Origin of the sequence: Micromonospora sp. NPDC005197, from assembly GCF_040608295.1 — a bacterium.
Classification (GTDB): Bacteria; Actinomycetota; Actinomycetes; order Mycobacteriales; family Micromonosporaceae; genus Micromonospora.
Map to the genome: position 1 here is coordinate 72302 of NZ_JBEXHY010000005.1, position 14095 is coordinate 86396.

At 71.7% G+C, this 14095-nt stretch carries 15 protein-coding genes; 8 read left to right on the forward strand and 7 right to left on the reverse strand.

Annotation, left to right across the window (positions count from 1 at the left end):
- Nucleotides 1-313: 313 nt before the first annotated feature.
- Nucleotides 314-814 (reverse strand): MarR family transcriptional regulator, encoded by a 501-nt coding sequence (locus ABZU46_RS03845; RefSeq protein WP_354854913.1) that lies wholly within the window; start codon nucleotides 812-814, stop codon nucleotides 314-316.
- Between the two features lie 99 nt (nucleotides 815-913).
- Between ABZU46_RS03845 and ABZU46_RS03850 the strand changes: the two genes are divergently transcribed.
- Nucleotides 914-1495 carry a YceI family protein gene (locus ABZU46_RS03850; protein ID WP_354854915.1) on the forward strand — a complete coding sequence of 194 codons (582 nt, stop codon included), beginning with the start codon at nucleotides 914-916 and terminating at the stop codon, nucleotides 1493-1495.
- Between the two features lie 285 nt (nucleotides 1496-1780).
- Nucleotides 1781-3259 carry a glutamate--cysteine ligase gene (locus ABZU46_RS03855; RefSeq protein WP_354854917.1) on the forward strand — a complete coding sequence of 493 codons (1479 nt, stop codon included), beginning with the start codon at nucleotides 1781-1783 and terminating at the stop codon, nucleotides 3257-3259.
- Nucleotides 3260-3290: 31 nt separating this feature from the next.
- Here ABZU46_RS03855 and ABZU46_RS03860 read toward each other — a convergent pair whose 3' ends face one another.
- Nucleotides 3291-4760, reverse strand: coding sequence for a hypothetical protein (locus tag ABZU46_RS03860; protein WP_354854919.1), 1470 nt, complete (start codon nucleotides 4758-4760; stop codon nucleotides 3291-3293).
- A gap of 122 nt (nucleotides 4761-4882) precedes the next feature.
- Here ABZU46_RS03860 and ABZU46_RS03865 point away from each other — a divergent pair, with 122 nt between their 5' ends.
- Together ABZU46_RS03865 and ABZU46_RS03870 are read left to right on the forward strand one after the other, a co-directional pair.
- The gene (locus ABZU46_RS03865) at nucleotides 4883-5584 is read left to right on the forward strand and encodes a PASTA domain-containing protein (protein ID WP_354854921.1); all 702 of its coding nucleotides are present in this window, start codon (nucleotides 4883-4885) and stop codon (nucleotides 5582-5584) included.
- A 166-nt stretch (nucleotides 5585-5750) separates the two neighbouring features.
- The gene (locus tag ABZU46_RS03870) at nucleotides 5751-6569 is read left to right on the forward strand and encodes a PASTA domain-containing protein (RefSeq protein ID WP_354854923.1); all 819 of its coding nucleotides are present in this window, start codon (nucleotides 5751-5753) and stop codon (nucleotides 6567-6569) included.
- A 7-nt stretch (nucleotides 6570-6576) separates the two neighbouring features.
- Here ABZU46_RS03870 and ABZU46_RS03875 read toward each other — a convergent pair whose 3' ends face one another.
- Entirely contained in the window at nucleotides 6577-7017 is a 441-nt protein-coding gene (locus ABZU46_RS03875) for a hypothetical protein (protein ID WP_354854925.1), read from the reverse strand.
- 96 nt (nucleotides 7018-7113) lie between these two features.
- Complete coding sequence (locus tag ABZU46_RS03880; protein WP_354854927.1) at nucleotides 7114-7398, reverse strand: hypothetical protein; 285 nt, start codon at nucleotides 7396-7398, stop codon at nucleotides 7114-7116.
- 625 nt (nucleotides 7399-8023) lie between these two features.
- Between ABZU46_RS03880 and ABZU46_RS03885 the strand changes: the two genes are divergently transcribed.
- The 3 genes from ABZU46_RS03885 to ABZU46_RS03895 all read left to right on the forward strand — a co-directional run bounded on the left by ABZU46_RS03885 (nucleotide 8024) and on the right by ABZU46_RS03895 (nucleotide 9705).
- Entirely contained in the window at nucleotides 8024-8899 is an 876-nt protein-coding gene (locus ABZU46_RS03885) for a helix-turn-helix transcriptional regulator (RefSeq protein WP_354854929.1), read from the forward strand.
- Complete coding sequence (locus ABZU46_RS03890; protein ID WP_007454112.1) at nucleotides 8869-9090, forward strand: DUF397 domain-containing protein; 222 nt, start codon at nucleotides 8869-8871, stop codon at nucleotides 9088-9090. The genes ABZU46_RS03885 and ABZU46_RS03890 overlap by 31 nt, the downstream gene beginning before the upstream one ends.
- A gap of 213 nt (nucleotides 9091-9303) precedes the next feature.
- Nucleotides 9304-9705: a hypothetical protein gene (locus ABZU46_RS03895; protein WP_354854931.1), complete on the forward strand. Its 402-nt coding sequence runs from the start codon at nucleotides 9304-9306 to the stop codon at nucleotides 9703-9705.
- Here the strand turns inward: ABZU46_RS03895 and ABZU46_RS03900 are convergent.
- Nucleotides 9673-10272, reverse strand: a complete 600-nt coding sequence (locus ABZU46_RS03900) for a hypothetical protein (RefSeq protein WP_354854933.1) — start codon at nucleotides 10270-10272, stop codon at nucleotides 9673-9675. The genes ABZU46_RS03895 and ABZU46_RS03900 overlap by 33 nt on opposite strands.
- Nucleotides 10273-10490: 218 nt before the next feature.
- Here ABZU46_RS03900 and ABZU46_RS03905 point away from each other — a divergent pair, with 218 nt between their 5' ends.
- Nucleotides 10491-12047, forward strand: coding sequence for a S8 family serine peptidase (locus ABZU46_RS03905; protein WP_354854935.1), 1557 nt, complete (start codon nucleotides 10491-10493; stop codon nucleotides 12045-12047).
- A 69-nt stretch (nucleotides 12048-12116) separates the two neighbouring features.
- Here ABZU46_RS03905 and ABZU46_RS03910 read toward each other — a convergent pair whose 3' ends face one another.
- Entirely contained in the window at nucleotides 12117-12923 is an 807-nt protein-coding gene (locus ABZU46_RS03910) for a WecB/TagA/CpsF family glycosyltransferase (RefSeq protein WP_354854937.1), read from the reverse strand.
- The gene (locus ABZU46_RS03915; RefSeq protein WP_354854938.1) at nucleotides 12920-14035 is read right to left on the reverse strand and encodes an NAD-dependent epimerase/dehydratase family protein; all 1116 of its coding nucleotides are present in this window, start codon (nucleotides 14033-14035) and stop codon (nucleotides 12920-12922) included. The genes ABZU46_RS03910 and ABZU46_RS03915 overlap by 4 nt, the downstream gene beginning before the upstream one ends.
- Nucleotides 14036-14095 lie beyond the last annotated feature (60 nt).

The window sequence follows — 14095 nt, forward strand, 5'->3', positions numbered from 1 at the left end:
ATGGAGAGTGGCGCGAGCGAAGAGCCCCCTTGGTGCTACCCCTCGCTGTTCGCCCGCGCCGTCACCCCCCGGTGATTCCCCGGTGGACGAAAGCCTGCCACCGCTGCCGGGGTGGAAGGTGCTCTTCAAGAGGTTTGTCCGGTCTGCAAAGTCAGTTCTGCCGGTCTTTCTGCCGGTGCTGCCGGCACCCGCCGCACGCCTCGGTCGACCGCTCGGACGTCGCCCCGACACGGCTCGACCGCCGCCGGTGACCCGGGTGGCCGCCGTCGGTGAGGTCGGGCGGCCACGGTCGGTCAGGCCCGGGTGTCAGCGGTCAGGCCGGGTCGCAGTCGTCGGCCACTTCCTGGTCGGTGCTGCCGGCGGTGGCACCGGGATGGACGGCGTCCCGCACTCGGCGCAGGCCGTCGAGCAGTGCCGCCAGAGCCTCGGGGTCGAGCTGGCCGGTGAACCACTGCTCGATGATCCGCAGATGGCCGGGCAGCGTCTCGTCGAGCCGCTGCATGCCGGCCGCGGTGACCACCGCGTACGAGCTGCGGCGATCGTTCGGGCAGGCTCGGCGGGTGAGCAGCCCGTCGCGTTCCATCCGGTCCACCACACGGGTCACCCCGCTGGTGGACAGTGACGTCTGCGCGGCGAGGTCGGTCATCCGCAGCTGGTTACCGGGTGAGCGGGCCAGTCGAGTGATCACCTCGAACTCGACCGTGGAGAGGTCGTGCTCCTCGAGTTGGGCGGCGAACCGGGCCGAGAGCCCGGCGTGGACCTCGTAGAGGAGGCCAACCGCGGTGATCCGGGGGTCGTCGAACACGTTGGTCACTCGTTAACCCTACCAGTCCTTGACAGAGGGAATGTTGTTGCGGTTATATTTGCTCAAGCAGTCGTTGGGCTACTAAACAATCTTCTGGAGGACACCAGCATGACCAGCAGCATCGATGCGGTTACCCGCGACTGGGACGGCCTCACCATCCCGACGGCCGGCACCTACGTGCTGGACGCGGCGCACAAGCGGGTCGGCTTCGTCGCCCGGCACATGATGGTGAGCAAGGTCCGCGGTGAGTTCAAGGAGGCGACCGCCACCATCACCGTCGCCGAGGACCCGCTGCAGTCCTCGGTCGTCGCCACCATCCAGGGTGCCAGCATCGACACCACCCAGGGCGACCGGGACGCGCACCTGCGCAGCCCCGAGTTCCTGGACGTCGAGAAGTACCCGACCCTGGAGTTCCGCAGCACCGGCGTCAAGTCCCGCCGCGGCAACGAGTTCGTGCTCACCGGTGAGCTGACCATCAAGGACGTCACCCGTCCGGTGGAGCTGGAGGTCGAGTTCGAGGGCGTGGGTCGCAGCCCGTTCGGCCAGGACATCTTCGGCTTCTCCGCGAGCACCGAGATCGACCGCGAGGAGTTCGGCCTGACCTGGAACGTCACCCTGGAGACCGGTGGCGTGCTGGTCGGCAAGAAGATCAAGATCGAGATCGAGGGCGAGGCCGTCCGCCAGGCCTGATCCCACGGATCACCGGTACGCCGGGCCCGCGCCGCACGTCGGCGCGGGCCCGGCGTCGTCCGTACCGAGGGCGTGTGAATTGTCACGACTTGTTGGCACCGCCACGGGGTCCGGCGCGGCAGCGACGGGGTAGAGATGGCGCCACGAGCGCATCCGCTCCGGCCAGCGTCGGATCACCGTCGTCGGCCTCTGGCCCTGGCCAGGCGAGCGCTCTTAACGTGGATGGTTCACAATGCGCTTTCCGGGACGGCAGGATCCCGACCGCGCCGGTTGTCGGGAGGACACATGGGCAGGGACGTCTCGCAGGGCGCCTTCACCCGGGAGGACCGCGTCCGCTACCGGCAGAAGGTCCGGCGGTGTCTGGACGTCTTCGCCCTGATGCTCGACGACTTCGGGTTCGACGCCGACCGGCCGATGACCGGCCTGGAGATCGAGCTGAACCTGGTCGACTCGCGGGCCGAGCCGGCGATGCGCAACGAGGAGATCCTCGCCGACATCGCCGATCCGCTGTTCCAGACCGAGCTGGGGCAGTTCAACCTGGAGTTGAACGCCGAACCCCGACTGATCGAGGGCGCCGGTCTCGCCGACTACGAACACGACCTGCGTAGCAGCCTCACCCGGGCCGACGAGCGCGCGGCCAAGTCCGACGCGAAGATCGTCCTGGTCGGCATCCTGCCCACCCTCACTGAGGGTCACCTGGTCGAGGACAATCTCTCCACCAACGAGCGCTACCGGGTGCTCAACGACCAGATCGTCGGCGCCCGGGGCGAGGCCATCGAACTCGACATCCGTGGCGTCGAGCAGTTGCAGACGCACACCGACTCGATCGCCCCCGAGGCGGCCTGCACGAGTCTCCAGTTCCACATCCAGGTCGCGCCGGACAGCTTCGCCGACTACTGGAACGCGTCCCAGGCCATCGCCGGTGTGCAGGTGGCGGTCGGAGCGAACTCGCCCTTCCTGTACGGCCGCCAACTCTGGGCCGAAACCCGTATCGCCCTGTTCAAGCAGGCCACCGACACCCGCCCGGAAGAACTCAAGGCTCAGGGCGTACGCCCCCGGGTCTGGTTCGGTGAGCGGTGGATCACCTCGATCTTCGACCTGTTCGAGGAGAACGTGCGGTACTTCCCGCCGCTGCTGCCGATCTGCGAGGACGAGGACCCGGTGGAGGTGCTGCACGCCGGCGGAGTGCCCCAACTGGGCGAGCTGCGGCTGCACAACGGCACCGTCTACCGCTGGAACCGCCCGGTCTACGACATCATGAACGGCCGCCCGCACCTGCGGGTGGAAAATCGCGTGTTGCCCGCCGGTCCGACGGTGGTGGACATGCTGGCCAACGCGGCCTTCTACTTCGGGCTGGTCCGTGGCCTGGCCGAGGCGGACCGGCCGATCTGGAGTCAGCTCACCTTCAGCTCGGCCGAGGAGAACTTCCACGCGGCGGCCCGACGTGGTCTGGACGCCGTGCTGCACTGGCCCCGGTTCGGTGACGTACCGGTCACCAAGCTGGTGCTGGAGCAGTTGCTGCCCGTCGCCGCGACCGGCCTGGACGGGTTCGGCGTCGACCCGGCGCAGCGGGACCGGCTGCTCGGCATCATCGAGCAACGCTGTCGTACCGGCCGCAACGGCGCCGTCTGGCAGACCGAGGCGGTCTGGGCGGCGGAGCGCCACCGGGGCATGGACCGCAGCGCCGCCCTGCACCACATGGTGCAGCGCTACGCGGAACTCCAGCGCTCCAACGAACCGGTCCACACCTGGCCCGTCGACTGAGCGCAACCCGCCGGCGGGGTCGGACCGGGAGTCAGTCGGTGGGGCGGGTGCTCCTCCGGGGCGGACGGGCACGCCGGGGTGCCGGGTCCTCGGTCGGCCCGGTGGTGGCGGGTTCGGCCAGAGCCGTGTCGTCCGGGGACGGCCGAGGCGTCGGTACCCGGGGTGCGGCGTTCGCGTCGCCCGACCGGGCCTCCGACCTGGTCACCGGCGACGTGGTCCTGCCGCGCCGAGGCGCCGTACCGGTCGAGGTGTCCGTCGCCGGCCCGTCGCCGTCCGGCCCAGCGCCGGTCGCCCGGCCGCCGGGAGTCGGTACGGTCGCGCCGGCCGAGGTGCTGCCGATCCGAGCGCCCGGGCGGGTGGTCGGATCGGGCTCCATCGGGGCGGTCGGTGCGGGCTGCGTGCCGGCGGCGGCTGACCGTCGGTGGGCAACGCGCCTGCGGCCGGCCCGCTCGGCGAGGACGGCGGCCAGCACCGAGCCGCCGACACCGGCGATCACCGCGTACGGGGCGATGAGCTGGGTGGAGAACTGTGCGGGCCCCAGCGTGACCCAGCGCGGCACCGTGGTCAGGTAGGCGAGCGCGACGAGCAGCGGACCGGCCGCGCCGGAGGCCGCCGCGCCGATCCGGTGCCCGTCCGACCGCGCGGCGCCCCGAGCCGCGAGCGCACCGATCAGGAACGCGGGTACGAGCGCCAGCAGCGCGCCGGGCCAGTAGAGCTGGCCCCCGATCCAGTACCGCGCGTGGTCCGGGTCGAGCTGCCAGGTGCCGAGCTGAGCGCCGGTGAGCCCGCGCCCGACGCGTACCCCGTCGATGACCGAGACCACCGCGAGCAGCCAGAGCCAGGCGGCCGTCGCGGTGACGTTCAGCGCGGCGGTGCGGGAGCGCAGCGCCCAGAGCGCGACGAACACGCCGATCAGAATGCCCAGCACCGCGTGCAGGGCGGCGACCCGTTGCGGCGTGCCGCTGTCGGCACCCGCGGCGACCCGGGCCGGTACGGCGACCAGCAGCACGGTGACCAGTCCACCGAGCCCGGCGCCGAGCGCCAGCGACAGCCTGCGGAACAGGCCGCCGGGCTCGTCGGGCGGCGTGTCGGCCACCGGTGCCGCTCGATCGACCGCCGAGGGCGGCCGGGCCCGCGCCGCGTCGGCGCCCTCGACCCGGGCCGGCGTTCCCTCTTCGAGCGCCGCCGGCTGCGGCAGAGCCGTCTCGGTCGCCGGGGCGGGTGCCGTCGGCTCGGCGCCGGTGGCCGGCTGGTCAACCGCTGGGGGTACGGCACGCTGGTGCAGTCGCTGCGCGCAGACCGCGCCGAGCACTGTCGAGCTGGCGGCGAGCCAGCTGGCCCAGGCGAGGCCATCCGCCCAGGCCGTGTCGTTGGCCCCGGCGTCGGTGGGCGTCCAGGTGATGACGCCGAGCCCGTAGCCGAAGCCGAGCTGCGCGGCGCCCGCGCCGGCAGCGACCCCGATCGCCGTCACGATCGATACTCCCCAGCCCCGTCTGGCCATGCCGGGCAGCGTAACGTCCCGTCGTCGGTGCGGCGAGTCGTGGTGACCCGCCGGTATGGACCGTCGGCACAACGTGATGGGCGGCTAACGGTACGGTCGCCGGTGATGAGGCGGTGGGCGGTATGACGGACGCGAACACGGGTCGGCAGGATTCCGCCGGCGGCCAGGCCGGCGGCGGTGGAAGCCGGGCCAGCGTGCTGCTCGGTGGCGGGCTGGTCGCGGTGCTGCTGGCCGTGGTCGGTGCGACAGGTGGCTGGCTGCTGGCCGGCGACGATGGCGAATCTCCGGCGAACCCGCAGGCGGTGGCCACCACGGCCGGTACGCCGACCGGCCGGGCCACCTCGTCCCGGCCGACCACCGGCCGGACCACGCCGTCCGCCCCACGGACGACCGCCTCCACGACGAAGGGGACCGGGCTGACCGTGCCACCGGTGGTCGGCGCCGACTTCGTGCAGGCCCGCGAGATGCTGCGTAAGCAGCGGTTGGGCTGGCGTCTGGTCTTCGGCGGCGGCACCGGCCGCACGGTGGAGAGCGCCTCGCCGGCCGTGGGCACCGAGGTGGCCCGGGGCGCCACTGTCCAGCTCCAGGTGGCCGGTCCGGCCCCCGCCGCCGAGGTGCCGGACGTGGTCGGCGACGACTGCGCCGAGGCGGCCGATGAGCTGGTCGAGGAGGGGCTCTACCCGCGTTACCGCAGTGGGCGCAGCGGGAAGGTCAGCCGGCAGGAGCCGGCCGAGAACGGCCCGGCCCGCTGGAACGACGAGGTGAGCATCTGGTGCGGGGCTGCGCCCCCGCCGAGCCAGCCGACCGTGAAGCCCACCCTCTGACCCGCACCGCTCTGCGGCGTCGACCCACCCGGCCTGGCCCGTCGGACACCAGCTGACCCGACCGCGGCACGCGGCTCGCGGCACCGATACCGGCCGATGTCGACGTGGGCGGTTAGGTTGACGGTCGAGGGCCACGGCGCCCGCCCGGTTCGGGAAAGGACGTGCGATGAGCGACGACCGCCAGGAGCCGCCCGCCGGGGAGCCCGAGGACGACCGTACGCGCCCCCTGCCGCCCCCCGGCGGCAACCGGCCGCAGCCGCCGGACCGCACCGCGTCGCCGGACGAGACGATGCCGATCGACCGGGCTGTTTCGGTTGGTCGTGGTGGGTCGCCGGACGAGACGATGCCGATCGACCGGGCCGCCGCGGAGCCGTCGGGTGACCGGACGGCGCGGATGCCGGTGGAGCGGTCGACGCCGCCGCCGTGGTCCGGGCGGGCCGAGGTGCGCGCGCCCCGACCGGCCGAACCGACTGCGGACTGGTACGTCGAGGAGCAGGGTGGCCGGCGTTGGTGGCTGCCGATCCTCTGGGGCGTACTCGCTCTGCTGCTCGCCGGGCTGCTCGGGGCGGCTCTGTGGGTGGTGCTCAACGCCCGGGACGACGACCCCGACAACCCGGCGACGCCGTCTGTCCCGCCGGCCAGTGCCAGCGCCCCGCCGAGCAGCAGCGCCCCGACCTCGGCGGCGCCCAGCAGCGCGACGCCGAGCAGCCCGGCGGCGACCACCGAGGAAGCGCGGCTACCGGTGCCGCCGCTGACCGGCCTGCCGCAGGCCACCGCCGAGAGGCTGCTGGACCGGCTCGGCCTGAGCTACCGAGTGGTGTACCGCCCGTCCGAGCTGCCGCCGGGGACGGTGGTCAGCACCGATCCGGAGGCCGGCGCGACGGTGCGGACCGACGAGGAGGTGCTGCTGGTGATCTCCCAGGCGCGGCCCTCGACCGCTACCAGCCCGACCAGCCCGAGCCCGACGGTGACGACCACGCCGTGACCGATGTTCACCACATCCGGCGGCGGGTGCCGACGAGGCCGAGGCCGGCGAGCGAGATGGTGAGGCCGAAGATCCCGGACCAGAACAGCGAGCGGCGGACGTCCGTGGCGGTGTGCCCCGCCGGTGCGGCGTCGCTGAGTTCCTGCGGTCCGTCGGACTGACCGCCGGCGCCGGCCCCGGCGGCCGGGCCGGCCGGGTCGGACGCTCCGACGCGTCCGTCGGGGGCATCGGCGCTGATCCAGCCCGATTCGTCGGCGGGCGGGTCCGCGTCGACCACGGTGATCTCCGGAGCCGGCACCGGAACGGCCAGCCGGGTGGACGACAACGCCGGGTCGCGGACCAGGACCACGATGGTGGTCACGGCGCCGAGGAGAGCGAGCAGTCCGAGAGCGTAGGTGATACGGGAGCGGTGGTGCCGCCGCACGGCGGGCTGATTGACCATGACCATCCCAGGCTCAGGGTCCTGGACGTGCGGTGGAACATGCCGGGGTGGGCGTACCGATTCTATGGCGACGGCACGCCTACCCGCGGCGGTTCGCGCTGGTCAGCCGACCCTGACCGGCGTACGGGCGACCGGTCGTCGGGTCCGTACGGTGTGCGGGCGGGGCTCCGGCGCGGCCTGCACCTGTCGCAGCCCTTCCCGCTGTACGAAGATCGACCGTCGGTTGACGGCATCGCCGGCGGCGTTGAGCTCGTAGCCGTCGAGCCAGAGCCAACCGTCGTAGGTCGGCCAGTCGAGCACCCGGATCACCCGGAACATGATCGGCCTGAGGAACTGGACACTCGCCGCGCGAGTCACGTGCAGAACGTCACCGGAGCGGGGAAGCACATGGGCTCCTGGGGAGGGAGAGCCGGCGTCGTGCCGGCGGGTGACTGGTCTGGGATGTCTCGGCCCGGTGACGGGATCGCGCCTCGTGGACCGGTTGGTGCGTGATGGTGGTCGGGCCGTACCCGCTGGTGGCGTGCCGCCACCCGACCATCACCTGACTGCTTCCGGGAACCGCGCCCACCGCCGCAGTCAGCTGGCTTGCAGCGGTGGGGTCATCACCCCGGCGCAGGTCTGAGTGGCGCCGGCCGGGCCCGCGCCCCGCCCGGCCATCCGGGGTCGGTGGGGTCACCACACCCGGAGAGCGGACGGAGACGCTGAGTGATCCGTGCCATACGGACAGACTGCATCAGCGACGTGCTTCATGCAAGTTGCACGTCGACTTTTGCCGATACGTGAGTCCGCCACGCAAAGCGGCGCTTGAAGCCATCCGCGTACGGACGGCACACTGAGGGCCGGTTTCGCCCGTCGCGGCCGGCCGATGACCGGCACCACCCCTCGTCGCGAACGCTCGCCGGTCGACGGTCGCGCCCCCGGTGAGCGGCAGCCAGTGGCGCGTCGACCGGAGGTAGCCCGAGAGTGGGGTCGAGCAACCAGCGGCGAGGACCAGAGACTCCGAGGCCGCGCAATGAGTGAGCGGCGCAGCCCGACGATCCGACGGCGGCGGCTCGGCGCCGAGCTGCGCCGGCAGCGGGAGTCGGCCGGGATCACCATCGAGGTTGTCGCCGAGCAGTTGGAGTGCTCGGCGTCCAAGATCTCCCGGATCGAGACGGGGCACACCACGGCCACCCCGCGCGACGTGCGGGACATGCTGAGGATCTACGGCGTCGTGGGTGCCGAGAGCGACGAACTCGTCCAGATCGCCCGGGAGGCGCGGCAGAAGGGCTGGTGGCACCCGTACAGCACGGTGCTGGTCGGGGCGTACGTCGGGCTGGAGGCGGCGGCGAGTTCGATCCGGGCGTACGAACAGCAGGTCGTTCCGGGCCTGTTGGAGACCGAGGAGTACGCCGGGGCGATGATCCGAGCCGCCCGTCCGGACTTCACCGCCGATCAGGTACACCAGAGGGTGCGTGTCCGTCTGGGCCGTCAGTCGTTGTTGACCCAGGACGATCCGGTCGATCTGTGGGTGGTGCTCGATGAGGCGGTGGTAAGTCGGCCGGTGGGCGGGGACGAGGTGATGCGCGGCCAACTCAGGCGGTTGGTCGAGGTGGCCGAGTTGCCGAACGTGACGCTCCAGATCCTCCCCTTCGAGGTGGGTGCGCACGCCGGCATGGACGGGACCTTCACGATCCTCAGTTTTCCCGAGCCCGGTGATCCGGATGTCGTGTACGCGGAGAACGCCACGGGTGGGCTTTTCCTTGAGAAGAGCGACGAACTGCAGAAGTACAGCTTCATCTTCGATCACATCCGCGCTGCGGCCATTCGTCCAGAGGAGTCCATCGCACACATCGCAAAACTGGCAGAGGAGCCGAGATGGCGACCAAGGGGTTCCCCGTGGACCTGACGCAGGCGACGTGGTTCAAGAGCTCGAAGAGCGGGCCGAACTGCGACAACTGTGTGGAGGTGGCGTACGTGACCGGGGCGGTCGGAGTGCGGGACTCGAAGGACAAGGCCGGCCCGGCCCTGGTCTTCGCTCCCGGCGACTGGCACGCCTTCGTCGCCGGCACCAGGGATGGTGTGTTGGGCTCGGTCTGACCGAGTGAGCAGTCGAGGTCCCCGTCCGGTCCCGACCGGGCGGGGACCCTCCGTGTCCCGGAGCGCCGCCGACCCGCAGCGAACGGCCGGGCCCGGTGAGGTTCCGCCGGGATTCCCGTCGCCACAGCGGGTCCGCCTCGTTGAACCGGTCGGTACGGCGCTGGTCGACGACCCGCCGCACCGACCCGCACCCGAGCGAGGCAGGCGAGACGGATGACGACGATCGGTTCAGAGAACCTCACCAACGGTCCGGGCAAGCCGGAGCGGTTCGGTGGCAAGTACCGCGGGGCGCGTCGGGACACCGTACTGACCGAGGTGGTCTCGACCGACCAGGAGCTGGACGGGCGGGAGGCGACGGCCCAGGAGGTGGCCGACGCGCCGCTCTCGCTGCCGTCGCTGGACCCGAACCCGCTGGTCGAGCCGTCGTTCCCGCCGACCGGCTGGCCGATGGAGCCGGCCGGTTCGCTGGCCGACCACCCGCTGCTGCGCGGCCTGCTGCTGGAATTGCCGCCGAAGGGCAGCATCCCGCCGCCGGGCTGGCTGGACCGCTGGTTCGAGGCGACCCGGGCGATCCTCGAGCTGCTATACGTGCAGGGGTCCGGCCGCTCGCGCTGACCGGGGCGCGGCGGGCTGAGCCCGCTCGGTGAGCCGGCTGTGCCGCAGCGCGTGCCGGACGCCGATCGCGGCCACCGCGAGTGCGCCGACGGTGATCGCCGGCCCGGTGACCCCGGGCTCGGCGCCGAGGTCCGCGCCGGCCGCCGCGATCACCGCCGGCACCGTCGCCAGGGCGGTCACCTGCAACGGCAACCCGATGAGCGGGTGCGCCGCGGCGGCGCGCAGCCCGTGCGGGGCGGGTGTCCCGGGTGCGGTGTCGAACGCGCCGGCCCCGGCCCGCAGGCGGCGGATCCGTCGTACGGAGCAGACGGCCACCACGAGCGCCGGGCCGGTGGCGAGGGTGAGCCCGACGGCGGCCCGGTCGACCGGCGCGGTGCCGGCGCTGAGCAGCCCGCCGATGGATACGGCCGCGACCAGCGCCACGCCCGCCAGCGCGAGCGCCAGCAACCATCCGGTACGCCGACGCAGCGCACGCGCGTCGCGCAGCCGGGGCAGTCGGTCGGCCAGGACCCCGGCGGCCAGCCAGACGGCGGCGACCGGCAACACGATGGTCAGCTGACTCTCCATGTCGGAGACTCTTCCCCGTCCGGGAGCGCGGCGAATCCGGGCCGGACCCCCGTTGGCCCCGGAAGCCGGGCCCGTAGGGGGCATCCCATCGACGTGATGGACGTTTCGACATGTTTATCTGCCCGGCCTCATCGATCTACTCTCGGCTCGATCGGCAAGTGTCGATCGGTGTGGTACCGGTGGTCGCGTTTCGCCGCCGGTCGGAGGGAGGTAGGGAGATGGGTCTTCCACGCAGGTCCGTACTGGTCGGGGTGACCGCCGCGACCGTACTGGCCGTCGGCACCCCGGCCCTGGCCGCCGAGCCCGTCGGCGTCGTCCGGGAGGCCGGTGGAGCCACCGCCGTGCCGGACAGCTACATCGTCGTCCTCAAGGACACCGCCGTGACCTCCAGCCGGGTCGGTGACACCGCGCAGCGGCTGACCGGCCGGCACGGCGGAAGGGTCGCCCGCACCTACGGCACGGCGCTGCGTGGCTTCGAGGTCGCCGTCAGCGCGGGCGCGGCGGCACGGATCGCCGCCGACCCGGCCGTCGCGTACGTCGAGCAGAACCACACGGTGTCGATCTCCGGAACGCAGGCCAACCCGCCCTCCTGGGGCCTGGACCGCATCGACCAGCGCAACCTGCCGCTGGACAGCTCCTACACCTACCCGAACACGGCGAGCAACGTGCACGCCTACATCATCGACACCGGCATCCGCTTCACCCACAACGACTTCGGCGGCCGGGCCACCTCCGGCTACGACGCCGTGGACGGCGGGTCGGCCGACGACTGCAACGGGCACGGCACGCACGTCGCCGGCACCGTCGGCGGATCCTCGTACGGGGTGGCCAAGGGCGTCCAACTGGTCGGCGTACGGGTGCTGAACTGCTCCGGCAGTGGCACCAACGCCGGTGTGATCGCCGGTGTCGACTGGGTCACCCAGAACGCGATCAAGCCGGCGGTGGCGAACATGAGCCTCGGCGGCGGCGCGAACAGCTCGCTGGACACCGCCGTCCGCAACTCGATCGCGTCCGGTGTCACGTACGGCCTCGCCGCCGGAAACGACAACGGCGCGAACGCCTGCAACACCTCGCCGGGGCGTACCGCGGAGGCGATCACGGTCGGCTCGACGACCAGCTCGGACGCCCGGTCGTCGTTCTCCAACATCGGCACCTGCCTGGACATCTTCGCGCCGGGATCCTCGATCACCTCGGCCTGGTACACGAGCAACACCGCGACCAACACGATCAGCGGCACCTCGATGGCCACACCCCACGTGGTCGGCGCGGCGGCGCTGCTGGCCAGCGCCAACCCGAGCTGGACCCCGCAGCAGATCCGCGACCAGATGGTGGCCAACGCGACCCCGAACGTGGTGGGCAACGCCGGTTCGGGCTCGCCGAACCGGCTGCTGTACGTGGGCACCGGAACCACCCCGCCGCCTCCCACCGGCTGCACCGGCACCAACGGCACCGACGTGTCGATCCCGGACGCCGGCGCGGCGGTGACCAGCTCGATCACGATCGCCGGCTGTGGGCGCAACGCCTCGTCGGCCTCCACGGTGGCGGTGGACATCGTGCACACGTACCGCGGTGATCTGGTCATCGACCTGCTCGCCCCGGACGGCAGCGCGTACCGGCTGAAGAACAGCAGCACCTCGGACAGCGCCGACAACGTGAACACCACGTACACGGCCAACGTGTCCGGTGAGGCCGCCGACGGCACCTGGCGACTTCAGGTGCGCGACACCTACTCGGCCGACACCGGCTACATCAACAGCTGGACCCTGACCGTCTGACCTGTTCCCCAGGGACGAGGCCCCATCCGGACGATCCCGGTGGGGCCTCGTGTCGTACCCGATCGGGGGTCAGACCGCGAAGGTGGCCGGCCGCTCGGTGGCCGGGGCCGGCGGGCGGGCCTTCCACAGACCGGTCTTCTGACCGGCGAGCCGGGTCAGGTAGGCGGGGTTGAGGATCACGTAGCGGCGCCAGAGCCGTTTCGGCTCCAGACCGAGCCGCCAGAACCACTCCAGGCCGGCGCGCTGCATCCACGGCGGGGGCTGGCGCAGCAGCCCGGCGTGGTAGTCGAAGGCCGCGCCGACCGCCATCAGCGGCATGTCGAGCAGCGGGCGCATGGCGTACGTGAAGACCTCCTGGCGCGGGCAGCCGAGCCCGACCAGGACGAGCCGGGCGCCGCTGGACCGGATCCGGTCGGCGATCTCGGCGTCCTCGCCCGGCTGGACCGCGCGGAACTTCGACGGCTCCACACCGGCGATCTTCAGCGCGGGGAACATCCGCTCCAGCGCCGGGATCAGCTTGGCCAACGTCTCCTCGGTCGAGCCGTACAGGTAGACCGGCAGCCCCTCGTCGGCGAAGCGGGAGAGCACGTGCAGGGTCAGCGTCGGCCCGTAGACGCGGTCGGTGAGCCCGGCGTGGTGCAGCAGGTTGAGCGCCCAGCGCACCGGCTGTCCGTCCGGGGTGACCACGTCGAAGGAGTTGAGCCGGGCATTGTGCGCGGGATCCAGCACACCGGTCATCACGCCGTGCACGGCCAACGCGGTAAGCGCGAGTGGCCGCCGCTCGTGCGCCGCGGTCACCACGGCGTCGGTCGCCGTGGCGTAGTCGGTGGCGTCGACGAGGACGCCGAGCACGTTGCGCTTGGTCTTGGCCGTCATGACTGTGGCACCCACTTGTCCACGTTGGCCTCGTAGATCTCCCGCAGGATCATCGGCACGTCGTACGTGATCTTCCACTCCGGGTACTGCTCCTCGAACCGGGCCATGCTGCTCACGTACCACTGGTGGTCGCCGGTGCGGGCCTGCTCGACGTAGTTGATCTGCGCCTCGCGGCCGGTGATCTCCTGGGCGATCGCGAACGCCTCGATGTGCGAGGTGTTCGAGTGCCGGCCGCCGCCGAGGTTGTAGACCTCCGCGGAGCGGGGCGACCGGAAGAACGCCTCGAACGCGGTCAGCACGTCGTGGGAGTGGATCGCGTCGCGGACCATCTTGCCCTTGTAGCCGAACAGGTTGTACGTCCGGCCCTCCATCACGCAGCGCATCAGGTAGGCCAGGAACCCGTGCAGCTCGGCGGCCGAGTGGGCCGGGCCGGTCAGGGTGCCGCCCCGGAAGCAGGCGGTCTTCATGTCGAAGTAGCGGCCGTACTCCTGCACCATCACGTCCGCGGCGACCTTGGAGGCGCCGAAGACCGAGTGCAGCGAGTGGTCGATCGACATCTCCTCGGTGATGCCCTGGTACCAGCGGTGGTCCTCGGGCAGCTCGTACCGGGTCTCCAGCTCGATCAGCGGCAGGCTGTTGGGCCGGTCGCCGTAGACCTTGTTGGTCGAGCAGTGGATGAACGGCGCGTCGATCGCGTGGCGGCGGGTGTTCTCCAGGATGTTGAGCGTGCCGCCGGCGTTCACGTCGAAGTCCGTGTACGGCTCCTTGGCCGCCCAGTCGTGGCTCGGCTGCGCCGCGCTGTGGATCACCACGGCGATGTTCGAGCCGTACTTCTTGAACACCTGCTCCAGACCGTCGCGGTCCCGGATGTCCACCGCGAAGTGGGTGTAGGAGTTACCCAGGTCACGGCCGAGCCGTTCCAGGCTCCACGAGGTGGAGCCGTCCGCACCGAAGAAGTACCGACGCATGTCGTTGTCGATGCCGACGACGTCCAGACCGAGGCCGGCGAAGTGCCGGACCGCCTCGGAGCCGATCAGACCGCCCGACCCGGTCACCAACGCGACACTCACACGCCACTCCTGGTCCATCGGAGGCAGAAACCATCGGAGCATAGCGTGACGCCCGGCACGCCCCGATATGACGGAAGGGCCCCGCATTCCGCGGAGCCCTCG

Bases quoted from the DNA above. Each gene is read 5' to 3' on its own strand.
- ABZU46_RS03850 (WP_354854915.1), top strand. From the start codon at position 914: ATGACCAGCAGCATCGATGCGGTTACCCGCGACTGGGACGGCCTCACC.
- ABZU46_RS03855 (WP_354854917.1), top strand. From the start codon at position 1,781: ATGGGCAGGGACGTCTCGCAGGGCGCCTTCACCCGGGAGGACCGCGTC.
- ABZU46_RS03860 (WP_354854919.1), bottom strand. From the start codon at position 4,760: ATGGCCAGACGGGGCTGGGGAGTATCGATCGTGACGGCGATCGGGGTC.
- ABZU46_RS03865 (WP_354854921.1), top strand. From the start codon at position 4,883: ATGACGGACGCGAACACGGGTCGGCAGGATTCCGCCGGCGGCCAGGCC.
- ABZU46_RS03870 (WP_354854923.1), top strand. From the start codon at position 5,751: ATGAGCGACGACCGCCAGGAGCCGCCCGCCGGGGAGCCCGAGGACGAC.
- ABZU46_RS03875 (WP_354854925.1), bottom strand. From the start codon at position 7,017: ATGGTCATGGTCAATCAGCCCGCCGTGCGGCGGCACCACCGCTCCCGT.
- ABZU46_RS03885 (WP_354854929.1), top strand. From the start codon at position 8,024: ATGAGTGAGCGGCGCAGCCCGACGATCCGACGGCGGCGGCTCGGCGCC.
- ABZU46_RS03890 (WP_007454112.1), top strand. From the start codon at position 8,869: ATGGCGACCAAGGGGTTCCCCGTGGACCTGACGCAGGCGACGTGGTTC.
- ABZU46_RS03895 (WP_354854931.1), top strand. From the start codon at position 9,304: ATGACGACGATCGGTTCAGAGAACCTCACCAACGGTCCGGGCAAGCCG.
- ABZU46_RS03900 (WP_354854933.1), bottom strand. From the start codon at position 10,272: ATGGAGAGTCAGCTGACCATCGTGTTGCCGGTCGCCGCCGTCTGGCTG.
- ABZU46_RS03905 (WP_354854935.1), top strand. From the start codon at position 10,491: ATGGGTCTTCCACGCAGGTCCGTACTGGTCGGGGTGACCGCCGCGACC.
- ABZU46_RS03910 (WP_354854937.1), bottom strand. From the start codon at position 12,923: ATGACGGCCAAGACCAAGCGCAACGTGCTCGGCGTCCTCGTCGACGCC.
- ABZU46_RS03915 (WP_354854938.1), bottom strand. From the start codon at position 14,035: ATGCTCCGATGGTTTCTGCCTCCGATGGACCAGGAGTGGCGTGTGAGT.